This is a genomic window from Nonomuraea sp. B1E8, assembly GCF_039871515.1.
Taxonomy (GTDB): domain Bacteria; phylum Actinomycetota; class Actinomycetes; order Streptosporangiales; family Streptosporangiaceae; genus Nonomuraea.
Window position 1 is genome coordinate 873,097 of the sequence record NZ_JBDPLS010000001.1, and the last position, 23,114, is coordinate 896,210.

At 66.6% G+C, this 23,114-nt stretch carries 26 protein-coding genes; all 26 read right to left on the reverse strand.

Annotated elements, in window-relative coordinates; translation table 11 throughout:
* Window position 1: 1 nt before the first annotated feature.
* The 26 genes from rplR to ABGA98_RS04135 all read right to left on the reverse strand — a co-directional run bounded on the left by rplR (window position 2) and on the right by ABGA98_RS04135 (window position 22,959).
* The gene (rplR, locus tag ABGA98_RS04010; protein WP_132599495.1) at window positions 2–385 is read right to left on the reverse strand and encodes a 50S ribosomal protein L18; all 384 of its coding nucleotides are present in this window, start codon (window positions 383–385) and stop codon (window positions 2–4) included.
* Between the two features lie 2 nt (window positions 386–387).
* Window positions 388–930 carry a 50S ribosomal protein L6 gene (gene rplF / locus ABGA98_RS04015; RefSeq protein WP_347616787.1) on the reverse strand — a complete coding sequence of 181 codons (543 nt, stop codon included), beginning with the start codon at window positions 928–930 and terminating at the stop codon, window positions 388–390.
* A gap of 16 nt (window positions 931–946) precedes the next feature.
* Complete coding sequence (gene rpsH / locus ABGA98_RS04020; RefSeq protein WP_132509675.1) at window positions 947–1,345, reverse strand: 30S ribosomal protein S8; 399 nt, start codon at window positions 1,343–1,345, stop codon at window positions 947–949.
* A gap of 207 nt (window positions 1,346–1,552) precedes the next feature.
* Entirely contained in the window at window positions 1,553–1,738 is a 186-nt protein-coding gene (locus ABGA98_RS04025) for a type Z 30S ribosomal protein S14 (RefSeq protein ID WP_132337023.1), read from the reverse strand.
* A 2-nt stretch (window positions 1,739–1,740) separates the two neighbouring features.
* Window positions 1,741–2,316 carry a 50S ribosomal protein L5 gene (gene rplE / locus ABGA98_RS04030; RefSeq protein ID WP_132509674.1) on the reverse strand — a complete coding sequence of 192 codons (576 nt, stop codon included), beginning with the start codon at window positions 2,314–2,316 and terminating at the stop codon, window positions 1,741–1,743.
* Entirely contained in the window at window positions 2,316–2,621 is a 306-nt protein-coding gene (gene rplX, locus ABGA98_RS04035; RefSeq protein ID WP_347617702.1) for a 50S ribosomal protein L24, read from the reverse strand. Before rplX ends, rplE begins: the two co-directional genes overlap by 1 nt.
* An 8-nt stretch (window positions 2,622–2,629) precedes the next feature.
* The gene (gene rplN / locus ABGA98_RS04040; RefSeq protein WP_347616788.1) at window positions 2,630–3,001 is read right to left on the reverse strand and encodes a 50S ribosomal protein L14; all 372 of its coding nucleotides are present in this window, start codon (window positions 2,999–3,001) and stop codon (window positions 2,630–2,632) included.
* A gap of 213 nt (window positions 3,002–3,214) precedes the next feature.
* Window positions 3,215–3,508: a 30S ribosomal protein S17 gene (gene rpsQ, locus ABGA98_RS04045; RefSeq protein WP_132599491.1), complete on the reverse strand. Its 294-nt coding sequence runs from the start codon at window positions 3,506–3,508 to the stop codon at window positions 3,215–3,217.
* On the reverse strand, window positions 3,501–3,737 hold the full coding sequence (rpmC, locus tag ABGA98_RS04050) for a 50S ribosomal protein L29 (RefSeq protein WP_132337013.1): 237 nt from the start codon (window positions 3,735–3,737) through the stop codon (window positions 3,501–3,503). Before rpmC ends, rpsQ begins: the two co-directional genes overlap by 8 nt.
* Window positions 3,737–4,156, reverse strand: a complete 420-nt coding sequence (gene rplP / locus ABGA98_RS04055) for a 50S ribosomal protein L16 (protein ID WP_347616789.1) — start codon at window positions 4,154–4,156, stop codon at window positions 3,737–3,739. The genes rpmC and rplP overlap by 1 nt, the downstream gene beginning before the upstream one ends.
* A gap of 2 nt (window positions 4,157–4,158) precedes the next feature.
* Window positions 4,159–5,016 carry a 30S ribosomal protein S3 gene (gene rpsC / locus ABGA98_RS04060; protein ID WP_132599487.1) on the reverse strand — a complete coding sequence of 286 codons (858 nt, stop codon included), beginning with the start codon at window positions 5,014–5,016 and terminating at the stop codon, window positions 4,159–4,161.
* Window positions 5,016–5,369 carry a 50S ribosomal protein L22 gene (rplV, locus tag ABGA98_RS04065; protein ID WP_132599484.1) on the reverse strand — a complete coding sequence of 118 codons (354 nt, stop codon included), beginning with the start codon at window positions 5,367–5,369 and terminating at the stop codon, window positions 5,016–5,018. Before rplV ends, rpsC begins: the two co-directional genes overlap by 1 nt.
* 24 nt (window positions 5,370–5,393) lie before the next feature.
* The gene (gene rpsS / locus ABGA98_RS04070) at window positions 5,394–5,672 is read right to left on the reverse strand and encodes a 30S ribosomal protein S19 (RefSeq protein WP_090930455.1); all 279 of its coding nucleotides are present in this window, start codon (window positions 5,670–5,672) and stop codon (window positions 5,394–5,396) included.
* Between the two features lie 11 nt (window positions 5,673–5,683).
* Window positions 5,684–6,520: a 50S ribosomal protein L2 gene (rplB, locus tag ABGA98_RS04075; protein ID WP_132509668.1), complete on the reverse strand. Its 837-nt coding sequence runs from the start codon at window positions 6,518–6,520 to the stop codon at window positions 5,684–5,686.
* Between the two features lie 131 nt (window positions 6,521–6,651).
* The gene (gene rplW / locus ABGA98_RS04080) at window positions 6,652–6,954 is read right to left on the reverse strand and encodes a 50S ribosomal protein L23 (protein ID WP_080043238.1); all 303 of its coding nucleotides are present in this window, start codon (window positions 6,952–6,954) and stop codon (window positions 6,652–6,654) included.
* On the reverse strand, window positions 6,954–7,598 hold the full coding sequence (gene rplD / locus ABGA98_RS04085) for a 50S ribosomal protein L4 (RefSeq protein WP_347616790.1): 645 nt from the start codon (window positions 7,596–7,598) through the stop codon (window positions 6,954–6,956). Before rplD ends, rplW begins: the two co-directional genes overlap by 1 nt.
* Window positions 7,595–8,248: a 50S ribosomal protein L3 gene (rplC, locus tag ABGA98_RS04090; protein ID WP_132336998.1), complete on the reverse strand. Its 654-nt coding sequence runs from the start codon at window positions 8,246–8,248 to the stop codon at window positions 7,595–7,597. The genes rplD and rplC overlap by 4 nt, the downstream gene beginning before the upstream one ends.
* A gap of 14 nt (window positions 8,249–8,262) precedes the next feature.
* Window positions 8,263–8,571 (reverse strand): 30S ribosomal protein S10, encoded by a 309-nt coding sequence (gene rpsJ / locus ABGA98_RS04095; RefSeq protein ID WP_012887830.1) that lies wholly within the window; start codon window positions 8,569–8,571, stop codon window positions 8,263–8,265.
* A gap of 254 nt (window positions 8,572–8,825) precedes the next feature.
* Complete coding sequence (gene tuf / locus ABGA98_RS04100) at window positions 8,826–10,019, reverse strand: elongation factor Tu (protein ID WP_347616791.1); 1,194 nt, start codon at window positions 10,017–10,019, stop codon at window positions 8,826–8,828.
* 287 nt (window positions 10,020–10,306) lie between these two features.
* Window positions 10,307–12,406, reverse strand: a complete 2,100-nt coding sequence (fusA, locus tag ABGA98_RS04105) for an elongation factor G (protein ID WP_347616792.1) — start codon at window positions 12,404–12,406, stop codon at window positions 10,307–10,309.
* A 189-nt stretch (window positions 12,407–12,595) separates the two neighbouring features.
* On the reverse strand, window positions 12,596–13,066 hold the full coding sequence (gene rpsG, locus ABGA98_RS04110; RefSeq protein WP_020542314.1) for a 30S ribosomal protein S7: 471 nt from the start codon (window positions 13,064–13,066) through the stop codon (window positions 12,596–12,598).
* Window positions 13,066–13,440, reverse strand: a complete 375-nt coding sequence (gene rpsL, locus ABGA98_RS04115; RefSeq protein WP_043623420.1) for a 30S ribosomal protein S12 — start codon at window positions 13,438–13,440, stop codon at window positions 13,066–13,068. Before rpsL ends, rpsG begins: the two co-directional genes overlap by 1 nt.
* A 729-nt stretch (window positions 13,441–14,169) precedes the next feature.
* Window positions 14,170–18,045, reverse strand: a complete 3,876-nt coding sequence (locus ABGA98_RS04120) for a DNA-directed RNA polymerase subunit beta' (RefSeq protein WP_347616793.1) — start codon at window positions 18,043–18,045, stop codon at window positions 14,170–14,172.
* Between the two features lie 16 nt (window positions 18,046–18,061).
* On the reverse strand, window positions 18,062–21,529 hold the full coding sequence (gene rpoB / locus ABGA98_RS04125; protein ID WP_347616794.1) for a DNA-directed RNA polymerase subunit beta: 3,468 nt from the start codon (window positions 21,527–21,529) through the stop codon (window positions 18,062–18,064).
* A gap of 435 nt (window positions 21,530–21,964) precedes the next feature.
* Window positions 21,965–22,462, reverse strand: coding sequence for a hypothetical protein (locus ABGA98_RS04130; RefSeq protein WP_347616795.1), 498 nt, complete (start codon window positions 22,460–22,462; stop codon window positions 21,965–21,967).
* Entirely contained in the window at window positions 22,459–22,959 is a 501-nt protein-coding gene (locus ABGA98_RS04135) for a hypothetical protein (RefSeq protein ID WP_347616796.1), read from the reverse strand. Before ABGA98_RS04135 ends, ABGA98_RS04130 begins: the two co-directional genes overlap by 4 nt.
* Between the last annotated feature and the right edge of the window lie 155 nt (window positions 22,960–23,114).

A 23,114-nucleotide genomic window follows, 5' to 3' on the forward strand; every position in this document is an offset into this window, starting at 1 on the left:
ATCAGAACTCGAGCCCGCTCTCGCGCGCGCTGTCTGCCAGCGCCGCGATCCGACCCGCATACCGGTTGCCACCGCGGTCGAAGACGACCTTGGTGATCCCGGCGTCCTTGGCCCGCTGAGCGAGGAGCTCGCCGACCTTCTTGGCCTTCTCGGTCTTGTCCGCCTCCAGCGAGCGCAGCGAGGCGTCCATGGTGGACGCGCTCACCAGCGTGTGGCCGACGGTGTCGTCCACGATCTGGACGAACATGTGACGGGTCGAGCGGTTGACGACCAGGCGCGGACGCTCGCTCGTGCCGACGACGTACTTGCGGACGCGGCGGTGACGGCGGGCCCGCGAGACCGTGCGGGCAGCCGTGTGCTTGCTGAACGCAGTCTTCGGAGCCATGCCTACTTACCAGCCTTTCCGACCTTGCGGCGGATCTGTTCGCCCTGGTAGCGCACGCCCTTGCCCTTGTACGGGTCAGGCTTGCGCAACTTGCGGATGTTGGCCGCGACCTCGCCCACCTTCTGCTTGTCGATGCCGTCCACGTGGAACAGGGTCGGCTTCTCGACGCGGAAGGAGACGCCATCGGGGGCGTCGACGATGACCGGGTGACTGAAGCCCAGGGAGAACTCCAGTTGCGTCGGGCCCTTGGCCTGGACGCGGTAACCGACCCCGACGATCTCAAGGCTCTTGGAGTAGCCCTGGGTGACGCCCTGCACCATGTTGGCGATGAGCGTCCTGGACAGGCCGTGCAGCGCACGGACCTTGTTCTCGTCACTGGGCCGGGAGACGGCGATGCTGCCGTCCTCGTCACGAGCCACCGCGATGGGCTCGGCGACCGTGTGAGTGAGCGTGCCCTTCGGGCCCTTGACCTGGACATCCTGGCCGTTGATCGTGATGTCTACGCCACTCGGCACAGGGATGGGCAGCCGTCCGATTCGCGACATGCTGTGTTCCTCCCCTCTACCAGACGTAGGCGAGGACTTCCCCGCCCACACCACGCTTGCCGGCCTGCTTGTCGGTCATGAGGCCGGCGGACGTCGAGATGATCGCGACGCCCAGCCCGCCCAGGACCCGAGGCAGGTTGTCCTTCTTCGCATAAACCCGCAGACCGGGCTTGGAAACCCGGCGCAGGCCCGCGAGCGACCGCTCACGGGTAGGCCCGAACTTCAGCTCCACCACGAGGTTCTTGCCCACCTTGGCGTCTTCGACGGTCCAAGCCTGGATGTAACCCTCCTGCTGGAGGATCTCGGCGATGTGCGCCTTGATCTTCGAGTACGGCATCGCCACGCTCTCGTGGTACGCCGAATTCGCATTGCGCAGACGTGTGAGCATGTCTGCGATCGGGTCGGTCATCGTCATGGCCAGTGGCCTTCCTCGCCGCGGTTTCCAGTCGGCCAAGCAGCACCCGTGACCGGGGCTCTCTGCCGGTGGACCTTCGGCGTGGTCATGGACGTTCCCCTGAGGAAACATCCTGGTCTTCTTCGGAAATATGGGAGGCGGGCGGTCACCCGCGGGCGGCACGAAGGCCGCCCACAGGTTATCCGACGGAAAATCCGCTCGTCGGGACTACCAGCTCGACTTGGTGATGCCGGGCAGCTCGCCCCGGTGCGCCATCTCGCGGAAGCACACGCGGCACAGCCCGAACTTGCGGTAGACGGCGCGCGGCCGGCCACAGCGCGAGCAACGAGTGTACGCCCGGACCTGGAACTTCGGCTTGCGCCCTGCCTTGGCGATCAGCGACTTCTTCGCCATGATCAGGCCTCCTTGAAGGGGAACCCGAGGAGCTTCAGCAGCGCCCGGCCCTGGTCGTCGTTCTTCGCGGTGGTCACGATCGTGATGTCCATGCCCCGCGGCCGGTCGACCTTGTCCTGGTCGACCTCGTGGAACATGACCTGCTCGGTCAGACCGAACGTGTAGTTGCCGTTGCCGTCGAACTGCTTCGGCGACAGGCCGCGGAAGTCCCTGATGCGCGGGAGCGCGAGGGACAGCAGCCGGTCGAGGAACTCCCACATGCGGTCGCCGCGCAGCGTGACATGGGCGCCGATCGGCATGCCCTCACGCAGCTTGAACTGCGCGATCGACTTGCGCGCCCGGACGACGGCCGGCTTCTGGCCGGTGATCACGGTGAGGTCGCGGACGGCGCCTTCGATGAGCTTGGAGTCACGAGCCGCCTCGCCGACACCCATGTTGACCTTGATCTTGGTCAGGCCCGGGATCTGCATGACGTTCTCGATGCCGAACTGCTCGCGAAGCTGGGCCGCGATCTCCTCGCGGTACTTCGTCTTCAGCCGTGGCGTCGGGCGCTCTGTCTCAGTGGTCGTGGCAGTCATCAGCTGTCCTCACCCGTCTCGTCGGCCTTGGCCTCGGACTTCTCCTCGGCGGGCTTCTTGTCGGCGGGCTTGTCGTCCTTGAGCTTCTTCACGTTGCTCACGTGGATGGAGGCCTCCATGGTCTGCACGCCGCCGGTCTTGGCGCCGCGCGGGCCCTGGTGGGTCTCCTTGGTGTGCTTCTTGATCATGTTGACGCCCTCGACCACCACGCGGTCCTCGCGCGGGAAGGTGGCGATGACATGACCCTTGGCACCCTTGTCCTTGCCGGCGATGACCTGGACCAGGTCACCCTTCTTCACATGCAGCTTCGGCATTACAGCACCTCCGGGGCGAGCGAGATGATGCGCATGAACTTCTTGTCGCGCAGCTCGCGGCCGACCGGGCCGAAGATACGGGTGCCACGAGGGTCGCCGCTTTCCCTGATGATGACGGCGGCGTTCTCGTCGAACCGGATGTAGGAGCCGTCGGGCCGGCGGCGCTCCTTGACCGTGCGGACGATGACGGCCCGGACCACGTCGCCCTTCTTGACGCCCGTGCTGCCGGGCAGCGCGTCCTTGACAGTGGCGACGATGATGTCGCCGATACCGGCGTAGCGTCGGCCCGAGCCACCGAGAACACGGATGCAGAGGATCTCCTTGGCACCCGTGTTGTCGGCGACCTTGAGCCGCGACTCCTGCTGGATCACTTTCACTCCTGTTAGTCGCGCCGGTTCTCACGCGGGGGCGCTGCCCTTCCGCGTGAGCCTGGCGGAACCTGCTGTTGTCTTGTTCCTCCGGCCACAACCCTCCGTGGAGGGCCGCACCGCAGGCGACGCGAGGCCTGGCGGCCCCGCGTCCTTGGACGCCGTCATGGGGGCTACGAGAGCCCCCACGAGACGCGGTATATCCGAGAAGGAGTGTTACTTTGCCTTCTCGAGGATCTCCACGACCCTCCACCGCTTGGTGGCGGAGAGGGGGCGGGTCTCCATGAGCAGCACGCGGTCGCCCACGCCACAGGCGTTGGCCTCGTCGTGTGCCTTGTACTTCGTCGTACGGCGGATGACCTTGCCGTACAGGCGGTGCTTGACGCGGTCCTCGACGGCGACGACGACGGTCTTGTCCATCTTGTCGCTGACGACGAGGCCCTCACGAACCTTGCGGAAGTTCCGCGCGTCCTTCGTCTCCGTGGTCTCGGTGGTCTCGGTCTCAGCCATCGCTCGTCTCCTTCTCGACCGTGACGATGCCGAGCTCGCGCTCGCGCATCACGGTGTAGATACGGGCGATCTCGCGGCGGACGGCCCGCAGCCGCCCGTGGCTCTCCAACTGACCGGTAGCCGACTGGAAACGAAGGTTGAACAGCTCCTCCTTCGCCTCCTTCAGCTTCTGGACGAGGGTCTCCTCGTCCTCGAGCCGCAGCTCTCCGGCGGTCAGGCCCTTAGCCATCACGCCTCACCCACTTCACGCTTAACGATCTTGCACTTCATAGGGAGCTTGTGGATCGCACGCTGAAGCGCCTCGCGAGCGACCGACTCCGTCACGCCCGACAGTTCGAACATCACGCGTCCGGGCTTGACGTTGGCCACCCACCACTCCGGCGAACCCTTACCGGAACCCATGCGGGTCTCGGCCGGCTTCTTCGTGAGCGGACGGTCGGGGTAGATGTTGATCCACACCTTGCCGCCACGACGGATGTGACGGGTCATGGCGATACGGGCGGACTCGATCTGGCGGTTGGTCACATAGGAGTGCTCAATCGCCTGGATGCCGAACTCGCCGAACACGACCCTCGTGCCGCCCTTGGCGGCGCCGCTACGGTCGGGCCGGTGCTGCTTGCGGTGCTTGACCCTGCGCGGGATCAGCATGGTCAGCTCCCTTCAGCACCCGGCTGCGCAGCCGGGCCGGTCTCGGGAGTCCCCTGGGCGGGTGCCGCCTGGGACTCGGTGCGGGGGGCACGGTCACGGTCGCCACGACCACCGCCACGACGCGGACGGTCACCGCCACCACGGCGCGGACGGTCGCCGCCACCACGACGGTCGTCACGGTCACGACGCTGGCCGGCACGGGCGCCTGCGGCGGCCGCCTCGCGCTCGGCGCGGCTCGTCGGAGCCTCGCCCTTGTAGATCCAGACCTTCACGCCGATGCGGCCGAAGGTCGTACGGGCCTCGTAGAAGCCGTAGTCGATGTCCGCGCGGAGGGTGTGCAGCGGCACGCGGCCCTCGCGGTAGAACTCCGACCGCGACATCTCGGCGCCGCCCAGACGGCCGGAGCACTGGACACGGATGCCCTTGGCGCCGGACTTCATGGCCGACTGCATCGCCTTGCGCATGGCACGGCGGAACGAGACACGGCTCGACAACTGCTCGGCGACGCCCTGCGCGACGAGCTGGGCGTCGATCTCCGGGTTCTTGACCTCGAGAATGTTGAGCTGGACCTGCTTCTTGGTCAGCTTCTCCAGGTCGCCGCGGATGCGGTCCGCCTCGGCTCCGCGCCGGCCGATCACGATGCCGGGCCGCGCGGTGTGGATGTCCACCTGCACGCGGTCGGTGGTGCGCTCGATCTCCACCTTGGAGATGCCGGCCCGCTCCATGCCCTTCTGCAGCATGCGGCGGATCGACACGTCCTCGGCGACGTACGACTTGTACAGCTTGTCGGCGTACCACCGGCTCTTGAAGTCGGTCGTGATGCCGAGGCGGAACCCGTGCGGGTTAACCTTCTGGCCCACTATCGGGTCCTTCCCTTCGGCTCGCGGGACTCCACGATCACGGTGATGTGGCTCGTCCGCTTGTTGATCCGATAGGCACGACCCTGTGCACGCGGACGGAACCGCTTCAGCGTCGGGCCCTCGTCGACCCACGCGCGGCTCACGACGAGCGTGCTGGGGTCGAGATCGAAGTTGTGCTCAGCGTTGGCCATGGCGCTGCTGAGCACCTTGAAGATCGGCTCGCTCGCCGACTGGGGAGCGAACTGCAGCACGGCCTGCGCCTCCGAAGCGGGCAGCCCGCGAATAAGGTCCACCACGCGGCGGGCCTTGAGGGGCGTGACACGGACGAACCGCGCCTGAGCCCTGGCTTCCATCGCTTTCTCCTACTTCCGGGACGCTTACCGCCGACTGCGGCGGTCTTCCTTGACGTGGCTGCGGAACGTACGCGTGGGAGCGAACTCTCCGAGCTTGTGACCGATCATCGACTCGGTGATGAACACCGGGACGTGCTTGCGGCCGTCGTGTACGGCGATCGTGTGCCCGAGCATGTCGGGAACGATCATGGAGCGCCGCGACCACGTCTTGATGACGTTCTTGCTGCCCTTCTCGTTCTGGGCGTCCACCTTCTTCTGAAGGTGGTCGTCCACGAAGGGACCCTTCTTAAGGCTACGTGGCATTTCGGCTGCTCCTACCGCTTCTTCCTCTTGCTCCGCCGACGGATGATCAGCCGGTCGCTGGCCTTGTTGGCCTGGCGGGTGCGGCCCTCGGGCTTGCCCTTCGGGTTCACCGGGTGGCGACCACCGGAGGTCTTGCCCTCACCACCACCGTGCGGGTGGTCGACCGGGTTCATGGCGACACCGCGAACGGTGGGGCGCTTGCCCTTCCACCGCATACGGCCGGCCTTGCCCCAGTTGATGTTGGCCTGCTCGGCGTTGCCCACCTGACCCACCGAGGCCCGGCAGCGCACGTCGACCATGCGCATCTCGCCGGACGGCATACGCAGCGTGGCGTACTGGCCCTCCTTGGCGAGCAGCTGGATCTGGGCGCCCGCGGAACGGCCCAGCTTGGCGCCACCACCCGGACGGAGCTCCACCGCGTGGATGAAGGTACCGGTCGGGATGTTGCGCAGCGGCAGGCAGTTGCCCGGCTTGATGTCGGCCGAGGGCCCGTTCTCGATGCGGTCGCCCTGCTTGAGGCCGGTCGGCGCGATGATGTAGCGCTTCTCGCCGTCGGCGTAGTGGAGCAGAGCGATATTGGCGGTGCGGTTGGGGTCGTACTCGATGTGAGCGACCTTGGCCGGAATGCCGTCCTTGTCATGCCTACGGAAGTCGATGATCCGGTAGGCGCGCTTGTGACCGCCGCCCTGGTGGCGAGCGGTGACCCGGCCGTGTACGTTGCGGCCGCCCTTACTGTGAAGGGGCGCAAGCAACGACTTCTCGGGCGTGCTGCGGGTGATCTCGGAGAAGTCCGAGACACTCGACCCGCGGCGACCCGGGGTCGTCGGCTTGTACTTACGGATGCCCATCTTTTTCGTTCATCCTTCGTCGGAATCCAGAGTCCAGAGGATTCTGGATCATTCAATCGTGCAAAGCCCCCAGAGACTTTGTCGCCCGAAGGCGACACGGGGGGAATGCGGGGGGCTGAGCCCCCCGCAGGTCAGCCGATCTGACCGAAGATGTCGATCCGATCGCCTTCGACCAGGCTCACGATCGCGCGCTTGGTGTCGGGACGCTTGCCGTAACCGGTGCGGGTGCGCTTGCGCTTGCCCTGCCGGTTGATGGTGTTCACGCTGGTGACCTTGACCCCGAAGATCTGCTCAACGGCGATCTTGACCTGAGTCTTGTTCGCGGTCTTCTTCACCAGGAACGTGTACTTGTTGTTCTCGTCGATCAGGCCGTAGCTCTTCTCAGAGACCACCGGCTTGATGATGATGTCGCGCGGGTCGGCGATCTTCTCCATCAGGCGTCTTCCTTCCCGCCACTCAGCCGCGCCACGACCTGGTCGTACGCCTCCTGGGTGAAGACCACGTCGTCGTGCACGAGCACGTCGTAGGTGTTGAGCTGCCCGGCGTCCAGCAGGTGGACCTCGGGAGCGTTGCGCAGGCTCAGCCAGGTCAGCTCGTCGTTCTCGTCGACCACGACGAGGACGCGGGGAGCCTGGGTGATCTTGCGCAGGGCCTCCAGGGCGGCCTTGGTCTTGGGCGTCTCGCCCGAGACCAGCGAGCTGACCACGTGGACGCGCCCACCGCCGGCCCGGTCGGACAGGGCGCCACGCAGCGCGGCGGCCTTCATCTTCTTGGGCGTGCGCTGCGAGTAGTCGCGCGGCACCGGCCCGTGGACGATGCCACCGCCGGCGAACTGCGGAGCGCGGGTCGAACCCTGACGGGCCCGGCCGGTGCCCTTCTGGCGGTACGGCTTCTTGCCGCCGCCGGAGACCTCGCCACGGGTCTTGGCCTTGTGGGTGCCCTGCCGGCGAGCGGCGAGCTGGGCCACGACCACCTGGTGGATCAGCGGAACGTTGACCTTGGCGCCGAAGATGTCTCCGGGCAGGTCGACCGTGCCGGTCTTGGCACCGCTGGCGTCGAGGACGTCAATGCTTGTCACTTCGCAGCCCCCTTCTTGGCAGCGGTGCGGACGAGGACGAGGCTTCCGTTGGCGCCGGGGATCGCACCCTTGATCAGGATGAGACCCTTCTCGGCGTCCACGGAGTGAACCTTCAGGCTCTGCACAGTGGTGCGGACGTTACCCATCCGGCCAGCCATGCGCAGACCCTTGAAAACGCGGCCCGGGGTGGCGCAGCCACCGATGGAACCCGGCGAACGGTGCTTGCGCTGCGTACCGTGCGACGCGCCCAGACCACCGAAGCCGTGCCGCTTCATGACACCGGCGAAGCCCTTGCCCTTGCTCTTGCCCGTCACGTCGACGAACTGGCCCGCCTCGAAGGTGTCGGCCAGCAGCTCCTGGCCCAGGGTGTAGTCGTTCGCGTCGTCGGTGCGGATCTCCGCGAAGTAACGGCGCGGGGTGATGTCGTGCTTACGCAGGTAGTCGCCGAGCGGCTTGTTGACCTTCCGTGGGTCGACCTGCCCGAAGCCGAGCTGGACGGCGGAGTAGCCGTCCTTCTCCGGAGTGCGGACGCGGGTCACCACGCACGGACCGGCCTCGACCACGGTCACCGGCACCATCCGGTTGTCCGCGTCGAAGACCTGGGTCATGCCGAGCTTCTTGCCCAGGACGCCCTTGATCGTCTTAGCCATGTCAGTGCGTTCCCTCAGAGCTTGATCGAAATGTCGACACCCGCGGGGAGGTCGAGTCGCATGAGCGAGTCGACCGTCTTGGGGGTCGGGTCGATGATGTCAATCAGCCGCTTGTGCGTGCGCATCTCGAAGTGCTCGCGGCTGTCCTTGTACTTGTGCGGCGAGCGGATGACGCAGTACACGTTCTTCTCGGTCGGCAGCGGCACCGGGCCTGCGACCTTCGCGCCAGTCCGCGTCACCGTCTCGACGATCTTCTTGGCCGAGCTGTCGATGACCTCGTGGTCATAGGCCTTAAGCCGGATGCGGATCTTCTGTCCCGCCATAGTGGCCTCGGTGTCCTTCGCTGTCGTCTGGAAAAGTATCGTGCGGCCTTGTGCCGCTTCCTTCACTGCAGGTCAGGACCTGCGTGACCCCACGAGGCAGACGAGTCGATCTGCCTTTTTCTTCCGTGATCCGGCAGTCACTTCGGTCACTGGGCCGAAGCTACTGCTGGATCACGGCGCTTTTGCGCGGAGTCTGCGACGTGGCGCGGCGGTCGGTCCCGGATCCGGGGCCGACCGCCGCCCCAGCGGTCAAGCTACTTGATGACCTTGACGACCCGACCGGCGCCGACGGTGCGGCCACCCTCACGGATCGCGAACTTGAGGCCTTCCTCCATGGCGATGGGCTGGATCAGCTCAACGCGCATCTCGGTGTTGTCGCCCGGCATGACCATCTCGGTGCCCTCGGGGAGGTTCACCACACCGGTCACGTCAGTCGTACGGAAGTAGAACTGCGGACGGTAGTTGTTGAAGAACGGCGTGTGGCGGCCGCCCTCGTCCTTGGACAGGATGTAGACCTGGCCGGTGAACTCGGTGTGCGGGGTGGTCGTGCCCGGCTTGATGATGCACTGGCCGCGCTCGACGTCGTCGCGCTTGATGCCGCGGAGCAGCAGCGCGGCGTTGTCGCCGGCGTGACCCTCGTCGAGCATCTTGTTGAACATCTCGATGCTGGTGACGGTGGTGCTCGTCTTCTCCGGCTTGATGCCGACGATGTCGACCTGCTCGTTGACCTTGACGATGCCGCGCTCGATACGGCCGGTGACGACCGTGCCACGGCCGGTGATCGAGAAGACGTCCTCGACCGGCATGAGGAACGGCTTGTCCGTCTCACGCGGGGGCTCGGGGACGTTCTCGTCGACGGCGTTCATCAGCTCGACGATGCTGTCGGCCCACTTCTCGTCGCCCTCAAGTGCCTTGAGCGCGGAGACGCGGACGACGGGCAGGTCGTCGCCGGGGAACTCCTGAGCGGAGAGAAGCTCACGAACCTCGAGCTCGACCAGCTCCAGGATCTCCTCGTCGTCGACCATGTCGGACTTGTTGAGGGCCACGACGATGTAGGGGACGCCGACCTGGCGGGCCAGGAGGACGTGCTCCTTCGTCTGCGGCATCGGGCCGTCGGTGGCGGCGACCACGAGGATGGCGCCGTCCATCTGAGCGGCACCGGTGATCATGTTCTTGACGTAGTCGGCGTGACCCGGGCAGTCAACGTGCGCGTAGTGACGCTTCTCCGTCTGGTACTCGACGTGCGCGATCGAGATCGTGATGCCGCGAGCCTTCTCCTCCGGCGCCTTGTCGATCTTGTCGAACGGCGTCGCGGCGTTCAGCTCGGGGTAACGGTCGTGGAGCACCTTGGTGATCGCCGCGGTCAGTGTGGTCTTACCGTGGTCGATATGCCCAATGGTGCCGATGTTCATGTGCGGCTTGTTCCGCTCGAACTTGGCCTTGCCCACTGGTTCTCTCCTTGAGAATCTGACTGACTTTCGTCTGCACACTTGGGCCCGGGAACTCCCGAACCCCTTGGCGGCGGGGTGGCTTTCACCACCCTGCCAGGGACCTGGGCGCAGGTCCTGGATCGGCCCCCGGAGGGACCGGCCCAGGAACTGTTCGCCCCGGGCCCCTCGGTGGCGGGGCGACGATCTCCGCCACCTCAACCACCTCGGGACCTGGGGCTACTCGCCCCGGGCCCCTCGGCAGCGGGGCGACGATCTCCGCCACCTCAACCACCTCGGGACCTGGGTTATTCGCCCCGGGCCTTCGCGACGATCTCCTTGGCGATGCCCGGGGGCACCTCCGCGTAGGAGTCGAACTGCATGCTGTAGCTCGCGCGCCCCTGCGTCTTGCTACGCAGGTCACCCACGTAGCCGAACATCTCAGACAGCGGCACGAGCGCCTCGACGACACGGGCGCCGGCCCGCTCGTCCATCGCCTGGATCTGCCCGCGGCGACCGTTGAGGTCACCGATGACGTCACCCATGTAGTCCTCGGGCGTGGTGACCTCGACGGCCATCATCGGCTCGAGAAGCACGGCGTCCGCCTTGCGCGCGGCCTCCTTGAAGGCCATCGATCCGGCGATCTTGAAGGCCATTTCCGAGGAGTCGACGTCGTGGGCGGCGCCGTCGGTCAGCGTAACCTTCACGCCGACCATCGGGTAACCGGCCAGCACGCCGAACTCGGCGGCCTCCTGGGCGCCGGCGTCGACCGACGGGATGTACTCCCTCGGGACGCGGCCACCGGTGACCTTGTTCTCGAACTCGTAGCCGTCGTTGCCTTCGCCCAGCGGCTCGAGGTTGATGATCACCCGCGCGAACTGACCGGAACCACCGGTCTGCTTCTTGTGGGTGTAGTCGACCTTCTCGATCTTGCGGCGGATGGTCTCGCGGTAGGCCACCTGCGGGCGGCCCACGTTGGCCTCGACCTTGAACTCGCGCCGCATGCGGTCGACGAGCACCTCCAGGTGCAGCTCGCCCATGCCCCAGATGACCGTCTGACCGGTCTCCTCGTCACGGCGGACCTGGAAGGACGGGTCCTCCTCGGCCAGCCGCTGGATGGCGGTGGACAGCTTCTCCTGGTCGCCCTTGGTCTTGGGCTCGATGGCGACGTTGATGACCGGAGCCGGGAACGTCATCGACTCGAGCACGACCTGGTTCGCCGGGTCGGACAGGGTGTCGCCGGTCGTGGTGTCCTTCAGACCCATGACCGCGACGATCTGGCCGGCGATCGCCGACGGGCGCTCCTCGCGCTTGTTGGCGTGCATCTGGTAGATCTTGCCGATCCGCTCCTTCTTGCCCTTCACAGAGTTGACGACCTGTGAACCGGCCTCGAGCGTGCCCGAGTAGATGCGGAGGTAGGTGATCTTGCCCAGGTGCGGGTCGCTGGCGATCTTGAAGGCCAGGGCTGAGAACGGCTCGGTCGGGTCCGCGTGCCGCTCGATGACCTTCTCCTCGTTGCCGACCGCGTGGCCCCTGAAGGCCGGGATGTCGGTCGGGGCGGGGAGGTAGGCGACGATCGCGTCGAGCAGGGGCTGCACGCCCTTGTTCTTGAACGCGGTGCCACACAGGACCGGGTTGATGGCGCTCGACAGCGTCGCGCGGCGCAGGGCCGCGACCAGCTGCTCCTCGGTGGGCTCGGTGCCCTCGAGGAAGAGCTCCATCAGCTCGTCGTCGTTCTCGGCGACGGTCTCGACCAGCTTGTCGCGCCACTCACGGGCGGCCTCGGCGTGGTCGGCCGGGATGTCGACGGTGTCGTACATCTCGCCCTTGGCCGCCTCGGCGCTCCAGATGAGGGCCTTCATCGTGATGAGGTCGATGACGCCCTTGAAGTCGGCCTCAACGCCCCAGGGGAGCTGGATGACGGCCGGGGTGGCGCCCAGACGACTGATCATCATGTCGACGCAGCGGTGGAACTCAGCGCCGACACGGTCCATCTTGTTGACGAAACAGATGCGCGGGACGTTGTAGCGGTCCGCCTGTCGCCACACCGTCTCTGACTGCGGCTCGACACCCGCAACACCGTCGAACACGGCGACGGCGCCGTCGAGGACACGCAGCGAACGCTCCACCTCGATCGTGAAGTCGACGTGCCCAGGGGTGTCAATGATGTTGATGGTGTGACTGAGCCACTCACAGGTCGTCGCGGCAGACGTGATCGTGATGCCGCGCTCCTGCTCCTGCTCCATCCAGTCCATCGTGGCTGCGCCCTCGTGGACTTCACCGAGCTTGTAGTTGATGCCGGTGTAGAACAGGATGCGCTCAGTCGTGGTGGTCTTGCCCGCGTCGATATGGGCCATGATCCCGATGTTGCGGACCTTGGCCAGGTCAAGAGCGGTCGTGGTGGCCACTTCTCTCGCGTCCTCTCCTGCGGGGGGCGGGCCCCCCGCACGCCCCTTACAACTGCTAGGGCCTACGGTCGTTTATCCGCGGGGAACGAATTCCCCGCACACCCCTCAGTTGCAAGGGCCTACGGTTGTCCTTCGGCGAGTCGCCACCAGGGTGACGGCTCCAGGCCGGCAACCAGCGCGCCGCGCTGCCTACCAGCGGTAGTGAGCGAAGGCCTTGTTGGACTCGGCCATCTTGTGCGTGTCCTCGCGCTTCTTGACGCTCGCCCCGAGGCCGTTGCTGGCGTCGAGGAGCTCGTTCATGAGGCGCTCGGTCATGGTCTTCTCGCGGCGGGCGCGGGAGTACTGCACCAGCCAGCGCAGGGCCAGGGTGGTGCTGCGTGCCGCGCGCACCTCGACCGGCACCTGGTAGGTCGCGCCACCGACGCGACGGCTGCGAACCTCGAGGGTCGGCTTGACGTTGTCGAGCGCGCGCTTCAGGGTGACGACCGGGTCGTTGCCCGTCTTCTCCCTGCAGCCCTCGAGGGCGCCGTAGACGATGGACTGCGCGATGGAGCGCTTGCCGTCCAGGAGCACCTTGTTGATCAGTGCGGTCACCAGCGGCGAGCTGTAAACCGGGTCAGCCATGAGCTGACGACGGCCAGGAGAACCCTTACGAGGCATTAGCTCTTCTCCTTCTTCGCGCCGTAGCGGCTACGGGCCTGCTTGCGGTTGCGGACACCCTGGGTGTCGAGCGAACCGCGGATGATCTTGTAGCGAACACCGGGCAGGTCCTTCACACGACCGCCACGCACGAGCACGATGGAGTGCTCCTGCAGGTTGTGACCCACACCGGGGATGTAGGCCGTGACCTCGATGCCGTTCGTGAGCCGAACGCGGGCCACCTTGCGCAGTGCCGAGTTGGGCTTCTTCGGGGTGGTGGTGTAGACGCGCTGGCACACGCCGCGCCGCTGAGGGCTCCCCTTGAGGGCAGGAGTCTTGGTCTTGGCGACCTTGTCCTGCCGGCCCTTGCGGACCAACTGCTGAATAGTGGGCACTGCCACTCCGTTTCGTGCCTTGGCCGGTGTTACGTCAGTTGTGGTGCATGTGCAGGTTCTGCCGGTGTCATGACCTGCTGTCTTTCGCTGTCCCGGTGCCCCCGCGCTCGGGCGTGTCGCGCTATTCACACAGACACGTCCGCGAGGATTACGAGCCAGGAAGCCGTCCCACGCTCGCAATTGAGCGCACGGTCGAGAGCCCGCATAGAGACGGGCACGATGTCCAAGACTACCCAGACCCATGCGACACGTCAAAACGGCGCGACAAGGCGGACAAGCCTTGCCACTCCGGATCGCCGGGGCCTATTTCATCCAGCCCATCTACAGCTCCGCGACCATGATATAGGCCCGCAGACCCTCTCGTCCCCCGGACCGGCGTGTTCGTCCCCGCGGGAGATCACGATCAACCCCCCTTCCTTCCGGTACGGCGGTGCCGACGTCACCCAGACGCCGTACAGGGCTGGGGACCTCCAGGGAGACGCCCTCTGACCCCGCACGTGGCACAGCACCGCTACGGCGCCCTGTGGGCCGTCTCCGTGGCGGCCGGGCACCGGCACGCCCCCGCGGGTCGCCCCCGCGACGCGCCCCACATCCACGCCGAGGCCCGGACCACGCAAGGAGCCGGAAACCACCCCGGAAATCACCCCGGACACGCCCGGGTGCGAACGCGAAGCGCCCGGGTCCCCTGATCGGGAACCCGGGCGCGTTCAGCTGCCGTTGACTAAGAGATCACCGGTTGTACTGGCCGAAGTCGTATTCCTCCAGCGGCACGGCCTCGCCGCTGCCGGTGCCGAAGGTGTAGTCGGCCGCCGAACCGTCGTAACCGCCGACGGTGTACATGGCCGCCTTGGCCTCTTCGGTCGGCTCCACCCGGATGTTGCGGTATTGCGGCATGCCGGTGCCCGCAGGGATGAGCTTACCGATGATGACGTTCTCCTTCAGGCCCAGGAGCGAGTCGGACTTGGCGTGGATCGCCGCGTCCGTCAGGACCCTGGTCGTCTCCTGGAAGGAGGCCGCCGACAACCACGACTCGGTGGCGAGCGACGCCTTCGTGATGCCCATGAGCACCGGACGACCCGCGGCCGGGGAGCCGCTCTCCGCCACCGTCTCGCGGTTCATCTGCTCGAAGCGCGGACGCTCGACGAGTTCGCCGGGCAGCAGGTCGGTGTCACCGGACTCCAGCACGTTCACGCGCTTGAGCATCTGCCGCACGATGATCTCGATGTGCTTGTCGTGGATCGACACACCCTGCGAGCGGTAGACCTGCTGGACCTCCGCCACCAGGTGCAGCTGCACGGCCCGCGGGCCGAGGATGCGCAGCACCTCGTTGGGGTTGACCGCACCGGCGACCAGCTGCTGGCCGACTGTGACACGCTGGCCGTCCTGCACGAGCAGGCGCGAGCGCATCGACACCGGGTAGGCGATCTCCTCCGAGCCGTCGTCGGGGGTGATCACGACCTTCCTGGTCTTGTCGGTCTCGTCGATGCGAGCCCGGCCCTCGGCCTCGGAGATCGGGGCGACACCCTTGGGGATGCGCGCCTCGAACAGCTCCGTGACACGGGGCAGACCGTGGGTGATGTCGGCGCCGGCCACACCACCGGTGTGGAACGTACGCATCGTCAGCTGCGTGCCGGGCTCACCGATCGACTGGGCGGCGATGATGCCGACCGCCTCGCCGACGTCCACGAGCTTGCCGGTGGCCAGCGAGCGGCCGTAGCAGGTCGCGCAGACACCGATCTTGGCCTCGCAGACGAGCGCGCTGCGGGTGCGGACCGTCTCGACGCCCGCCTCGACCAGGGCCGCGACGTGGTTGTCGTTGATGTCGACACCCGCGGGGACGATGACCTTGCCGTCGACCTCGACGTCCTCGGCCAGGATGCGGCCGTGCACGTTGGACTCGGCGTTCTCGGCCTTGACCAGGTTGCCGCTCGCGTCGCGCTCGCCGACGTGCAGCGGGACGGCGCGGTCGGTGCCGCAGTCGATCTCGCGCACGATGACGTCCTGGGCGACGTCCACCAGACGACGGGTCAGATAGCCCGAGTCGGCGGTGCGCAGGGCGGTGTCGGCGAGACCCTTCCGCTGGCCGTGGGTGGAGATGAAGTATTCCAGCACCGACAGGCCCTCGCGGAACGAGGCCTTGATCGGCCGCGGGATCGTCTCACCCTTGGTGTTGGACACCAGACCGCGGATGCCGGCGATCTGCCGGACCTGCATCTTGTTACCGCGGGCGCCGGAGTTGACCATCATCCAGACCGGGTTGGTCGCCGGGAAGGCGGTGACCATGTCGGTCTCGACGTCGGCCGTCGCGTGCGTCCAGATCTCGATGAGCTCCTGACGGCGCTCCTCGTCGGTGATCAGACCGCGCTCGTACTCGCGCTGGACCTTGTCGGCCCGGCGCTCGTAGCTCTCCATGATGTCGGTCTTGTTGGGCGGCGCGACGACGTCCTCGATCGAGATCGTGACGCCGGAGCGGGTCGCCCAGCGGAAGCCGGCGTCCTTGAGCGCGTCGAGCGCGTTGGCGACCTCGATCTTGGGGTAGGTCTCCGCCAGCTCGTTCACGATCGTGGACAACTGCTTCTTGCCGACCTGGAAGTCGACGAACGGGTAGCTGTCGGGCAGCGTCTGGTTGAACAGGCACCGCCCGAACGTCGTCTCCAGCCGGATCGGGTCGCCCTGCTCCCAGCCTTCGGGCGCGACCCAGTCACGCGGCGGCAGGACGTCCTTCAGCCGGATCTGGATCTTCGCCTGGATCTCCAGCTCGCGGCGGTCGAAGGCCATCTGCGCCTCGGCGATCGAGCCGAAGACGCGGCCCTCGCCCAGCGCGCCGTCCTTCTGGGTGGTCAGCCAGTAGAGGCCGATGACCATGTCCTGGGTGGGCATCGTCACGGGCTTGCCGTCGGCCGGCTTGAGGATGTTGTTGGTCGAGAGCATCAGGATGCGTGCCTCGGCCTGGGCCTCAGCCGACAGCGGCAGGTGCACGGCCATCTGGTCGCCGTCGAAGTCCGCGTTGAACGCGGTGCAGACGAGCGGGTGGATCTGGATGGCCTTGCCCTCGACCAGCTGCGGCTCGAACGCCTGGATGCCCAGGCGGTGGAGCGTCGGCGCGCGGTTGAGCAGCACCGGGTGCTCGGTGATGACCTCTTCGAGGACGTCCCACACCACGGGACGTGCCCGCTCGACCATCCGCTTAGCCGACTTGATGTTCTGGGCGTGGTTGAGGTCGACCAGCCGCTTCATCACGAACGGCTTGAACAGCTCCAGCGCCATCTGCTTGGGCAGGCCGCACTGGTGCAGCTTGAGCTGCGGGCCGACGACGATGACCGAACGGCCGGAGTAGTCGACGCGCTTGCCCAGCAGGTTCTGGCGGAAACGACCCTGCTTGCCCTTGAGCATGTCGCTCAGGGACTTCAGCGGACGGTTGCCGGGCCCGGTGACCGGGCGACCGCGACGGCCGTTGTCGAACAGCGCGTCGACGGCCTCCTGCAGCATCCGCTTCTCGTTGTTCACGATGATCTCGGGCGCGCCGAGGTCGAGCAGACGCTTGAGCCGGTTGTTGCGGTTGATGACCCGGCGGTAGAGGTCGTTGAGGTCGGAGGTCGCGAACCGGCCACCGTCGAGCTGCACCATCGGGCGCAGGTCCGGCGGGATGACCGGGATGCAGTCGAGCACCATGCCGCGCGGCGAGTTGGTCGTGTTGAGGAACGCCGACACGACCTTGAGCCGCTTGAGCGCGCGGGCCTTCTTCTGGCCCTTGCCGCTGCGGATGGTCTCGCGCAGGTTTTCGGCCTCGGCGTCGAGGTCGAAGCTGACCAGGCGCTCCTGGATCGCCTGCGCGCCCATACCGCCCTTGAAGTAGCGGCCGAAGCGGTCGCGCATCTCGCGGTAGAGCAGCTCGTCGCCCTCGAGGTCCTGGACCTTGAGGTTCTTGAAGCGGCTCCAGACCTCGTCGAGCCGGTCGATCTCGCGCTGGGCGCGGTCGCGCAGCTGACGCATCTCGCGCTCGGCGCCCTCACGGACCTTACGGCGCTGGTCGCCCTTGGCGCCGGCGGCCTCGAGCTCGGCCAGGTCGCTCTCGAGCTTCTTCTGCCTGGTCTCGACGTCGGCGTCGCGGCGCTGCTCGATGTGCTGCCGCTCGACGGAGATCTTCGCCTCCAGCGAGGGCAGGTCACGCTCGCGCATCTCGGTGTCGACATGCGTGATCATGTAGGCCGCGAAGTAGATGACCTTCTCCAGGTCCTTCGGGGCCAGGTCGAGCAGGTAGCCGAGGCGCGACGGAACGCCCTTGAAGTACCAGATGTGCGTGACCGGCGCGGCCAGCTCGATGTGGCCCATCCGCTCACGACGCACCTTGGCACGGGTCACCTCGACGCCGCAGCGCTCACAGATGATGCCCTTGAACCGGACGCGCTTGTACTTGCCGCAGTAGCACTCCCAGTCGCGGGTCGGGCCGAAGATCTTCTCGCAGAAGAGTCCGTCCTTTTCCGGCTTGAGCGTGCGGTAGTTGATGGTCTCCGGCTTCTTGACCTCGCCGTGCGACCACTGACGGATGTCGTCGGCCGTCGCCAGCCCGATCCGAAGCTCGTCGAAGAAGTTGACGTCTAGCATTTGTGCGATCTCCCCCTCAGACTTCTTCCACGCTGCTCGGCTCACGCCGGGACAGGTCGATTCCGAGCTCCTCCGCGGCGCGGAAGACGTCCTCGTCGGTGTCACGCATCTCGATGGACATGCCGTCGCTGGAAAGCACCTCGACGTTCAGGCACAGCGACTGCATCTCCTTGATGAGGACCTTGAAGGACTCGGGGATGCCCGGCTCGGGGATGTTCTCGCCCTTGACGATGGCCTCGTAGACCTTCACCCGGCCGAGAACGTCGTCGGACTTGATGGTCAGCAGCTCCTGCAGGGCGTAGGCGGCGCCGTAGGCCTCCAGCGCCCACACCTCCATCTCACCGAAGCGCTGGCCACCGAACTGGGCCTTACCGCCGAGCGGCTGCTGAGTGATCATGGAGTAAGGACCGGTCGACCGCGCGTGGATCTTGTCGTCGACCAGGTGGAGCAGCTTGAGAATGTAGATGTAGCCCACCGAGATCGGGTAGGGGAACGGCTCGCCGCTACGGCCGTCGAACAGCTGGGCCTTGCCGCTCGGCTGCACCATCCGGTCGCCGTCGCGGTTGGCGACGGTGTTCTGCAGCAGACCGACGATCTCCTCTTCGTGGGCGCCGTCGAAGACCGGCGTGGCCATGTTGGTGCGCGGGGCGACCTTGTCGAAGCCCTTCTCGCGCAGCCGCCCGGCCCAGGCCTCCTGCACCCCGGAGATGTCCCAGCCCCTGGCGGCGATCCACCCCAGGTGGGTCTCCAGCACCTGGCCGACGTTCATCCGGCCGGGCACGCCCAGCGGGTTGAGGATGATGTCGACCGGGGTGCCGTCCTCCAGGAACGGCATGTCCTCGACCGGCAGGATCTTGGAGATGACGCCCTTGTTGCCGTGCCGGCCGGCCAGCTTGTCACCGTCGGTGATCTTACGCTTCTGGGCCACGTAGACGCGGACCAGCTCGTTGACCCCCGGCGGCAGCTCGTCGCCCTCCTCACGGCTGAACACCCGCACGCCGATGACCTTGCCCTGCTCACCGTGCGGCACCTTCAGCGAGGTGTCCCGCACCTCACGCGCCTTCTCACCGAAGATCGCGCGCAGCAGCCGCTCCTCGGGCGTCAGCTCGGTCTCGCCCTTCGGGGTGACCTTGCCGACCAGGATGTCGCCGGGCACGACCTCGGCGCCGATGCGGATGATGCCGCGCTCGTCGAGGTCGGCCAGGACCTCCTCGGAGACGTTGGGAATGTCGCGGGTGATCTCTTCCGGACCCAGCTTGGTGTCACGGGCGTCGACCTCGTGCTCCTCGATGTGGATCGAGGACAGCACGTCGTCCTGCACCAGCCGCTGGGACAGGATGATCGCGTCTTCGTAGTTGTGGCCCTCCCACGGCATGAACGCCACCAGCAGGTTCTTCCCGAGCGCCATCTCACCCTGGTCGGTGCACGGCCCGTCGGCGATCACCTGGTTGACCTCGACCCGGTCGCCCTCGGCGACGATGGGCTTCTGGTTGAACGAGGTGCCCTGGTTGGAGCGCTTGAACTTGGCGACGCGGTAGGTGGTGCGGGTGCCGTCGTCGTTCATGACGGTGACGTAGTCGGCCGAGACCTCCTCGACCACGCCGGCCTTCTCGGCGCTGATGACGTCGCCGGCGTCGGTCGCGGCGCGGTATTCCATGCCGGTGCCGACCAGCGGCGCCTCGCTCTTGAGCAGCGGCACCGACTGGCGCTGCATGTTGGAACCCATGAGCGCGCGGTTGGCGTCGTCGTGCTCGAGGAAGGGGATCATCGCCGTGGCCACCGACACCATCTGGCGCGGCGACACGTCGATGTAGTCGACCTCCTCGGCACGGGCGAGCTCGGTCTCGCCGCCCTTGGTGCGCACGAGGACCCGGGAGTCGGCGAACGACCCGTCGGGGTTGAGCACCGTGTTGGCCTGCGCCTTGACGAAACGGTCTTCCTCGTCGGCGGTGAGATAGTCGATCTGGTCGGTGACCTTGCCGTCGACCACCTTGCGGTAGGGCGTCTCGACGAAGCCGAAGGCGTTGATGCGGCCGTAGGAAGCCAGCGACCCGATCAGGCCGATGTTGGGGCCTTCAGGGGTCTCGATCGGGCACATCCGGCCGTAGTGGGACGGGTGCACGTCACGGACCTCGAAGCCGGCCCGCTCACGCGACAGACCACCGGGGCCCAGCGCGGACAGGCGCCGCTTGTGCGTCAGCCCGGCCAGCGGGTTGGTCTGGTCCATGAACTGCGACAGCTGCGAGGTGCCGAAGAACTCCTTGATGGAGGCGACCACCGGGCGGATGTTGATCAGGGTCTGCGGCGTGATCGCCTCGACGTCCTGCGTGGTCATCCGCTCGCGCACGACACGCTCCATGCGGGCCAGACCCAGGCGGACCTGGTTCTGGATGAGCTCGCCGACGCTGCGCAGGCGGCGGTTGCCGAAGTGGTCGATGTCGTCGATCTCGACGATGACCTCTCCGTTGGCGCCCGGCATCGACTCCTCGCCCGCGTGGAGGCGGACGATGTACTCGATCGTGGCGACGATGTCGTCCTCGGTCAGAGTGCCCTGGGTGATCTCGGCGTCGACCCCGAGCTTCTTGTTGATCTTGTAGCGGCCCACCTTGGCCAGGTCGTACCGCTTGGGGTTGAAGTAGAGGTTCTCCAGCAGGGTCTGCGCCGACTCCTTGGTCGGCGGCTCACCCGGCCGCAGCTTGCGGTAGATGTCGAGCAGCGCGTCATCCTGGCCGGCCGTGTGGTCCTTCTCCAGGGTGGCCCGCATCGACTCGTACTGGCCGAAACGCTCGAGGATCTTCTCGTTGGTCCACCCCAGTGCCTTGAGAAGCACGGTGACGGCCTGCTTGCGCTTGCGGTCGATGCGCACACCGACGCTGTCGCGCTTGTCGATCTCGAACTCCAGCCAGGCACCCCGGGACGGGATGACCTTGCAGCCGTACAGATCCTTGTCGGACGTCTTGTCGACAGTGCGCTCGAAATAGACGCCAGGCGAACGGACCAGCTGCGAGACCACGACACGCTCGGTGCCGTTGATGATGAACGTGCCCTTCGGCGTCATGAGCGGGAAGTCGCCCATGAACACCGTCTGGCTCTTGATCTCACCGGTGGTGTTATTGATGAACTCCGCCGTCACGAACATCGGGGCGGAGAAGGTCATGTCCTTGTCTTTGCACTCGTCTACGGAGTACTTCGGCGGCTCGAACCGGTGGTCGCGGAACGACAAGGACATGGTCCCCGAGAAGTCCTCGATCGGACTGATCTCTTCGAAGATCTCTTCGAGACCCGACTGGGTCGGGACGTCCCTGCGCCCGGCCTGGCGAGCCGCCTCTACCCGGGCCTTCCACTTCTCGTTGCCGAGCAGCCAGTCGAACGACTCGGTCTGCAGAGCGAGAAGGTCAGGAACTTCCAGAGGCTCCTGGATGCGCGAAAATGACACGCGACGGGGACCGGCGGGTACGGCGGAGGCGTTGCGCGAGGCTGCCAACAGATGTCCTTCCGAGGGCTCGCGGCGGACTGACTACACGCACGCCAGACAACCTCGCAACGTGAGCAAGCATCGCGGGTCGTCAAAGGGCAGCGCAAAGGGGCAGTGTAGCCGAACGGCACACGCCTGTCCACTTCACTCTCGCTGCATGCTCCACGTTGGTCGCAGCATCGCCCGTTCAGGCGGATCCGTCAAGCCCACAAGCGCGACTTTTAGCCGACTAGGGGCCCGGACGCTGGGTTTTCTCCCCTGTGTGACCGATCGCCTACCGCCAGGCCCAAGACGATACCCGCGAACGGGGGCGGTTAACGCTCTGTCACACCGAGGGCCGAACCCATGCCGGCAACCGGTGTAGCTGTGACTGAGGTACCCCTGGCATTGACCGCACTAAACCTGTTTTTTGATAACAATTGGAGGAAGCGGCGCGCCGGAGGGTCAGGCGGTCCCGAGCAGGGTCGACAGGTCGGCCACCAGCCATCGGGACTCTTGCCGAACCATCACCAACCTTGCCCGGTTCTGAGTGAACCCTTGCTGGGGCCCGTCCTTGCCGGAAACCTCCTTGACCGTACCCGTGTTCACGATGAGCAGAACCTCCACCCGGTCGGGTTCTGCCCGCTCGACGCCGGCCCCGGCCACGGACACGGTCTGGATGATCTGCTGGGCCTTCGCCCTGGACGCCAGGCTCGTCGCCAGCTGCCCGTAGTAGGTGGTCAGTTCCCCCGTGGTGTGCTCCTTCGCACGCGCCAGATCCTTCTCCACCGTCCGGTAGTCGTACGAGAGCAGGTCGGGCGCCACCCTCTTGGCGGCGGTCAGCGCCTCCGCCGCGGCCTCGTCGGCGGCGCGCAGGTCGCGCAGATCGAACCACATCACCGGGACCAGCACCCCCGCCACGGCCACGAGGAGGCCGAGCAACGCGATCGTGAAGATCCTCACGTGACCTGCACCACCTTCGACACCAGCCAGGCGCCGCCGGTCCTGGTGACGTCCATCGACCACCGGTAGTAACGCTCCTGCGGCGGGTTGTCCGAGCCGTCCCAGCGGATCTCCACGTCGGCCACGACCAGCACCTTCGCGACGGCCCCCGTCAGCGAAACCAGCCCGGCCGCGCGCAGGACGCCGTGCTGGACGACCTTGTTCGCGATGGTGGTCGACCGGAGCTTGCCGGCGTCGGCCTCGTATTCGGCCCTGGCCGGTCCGGTGGAGGTGTCGAGGATACGTTTCATGTCGTCGTCGACGGTGCGGTGGCCGAGCGAGATCAGGTTGATCGCGTGGGTGCTCGCCGCCTGGAGCGCGGCCTGCTTGTCGTCCGCCCTGGCCTGCTCGTCGCGCGTCTGCGCGGCGAGCCACACGCCCGTGCCCACGAGCGCCACCAGCACCCCGCCGAGTGCCGCGATGAGGATGCGAGCGGGCCGAACCGCGAGCCCTGCCACGACGCGCTCACCCCTTCCACGGCCGGTCGCCGGGATCATAACCTGGCGCTTACGCGTGGAACCCTCAACCAACCGAGGCGGCATTTCACCAGCTCATAACGAGTCAGCCGAAAACCCCTGAATGCCCCTGAGCGGGCCTGAGAGCCCCGCTGAGG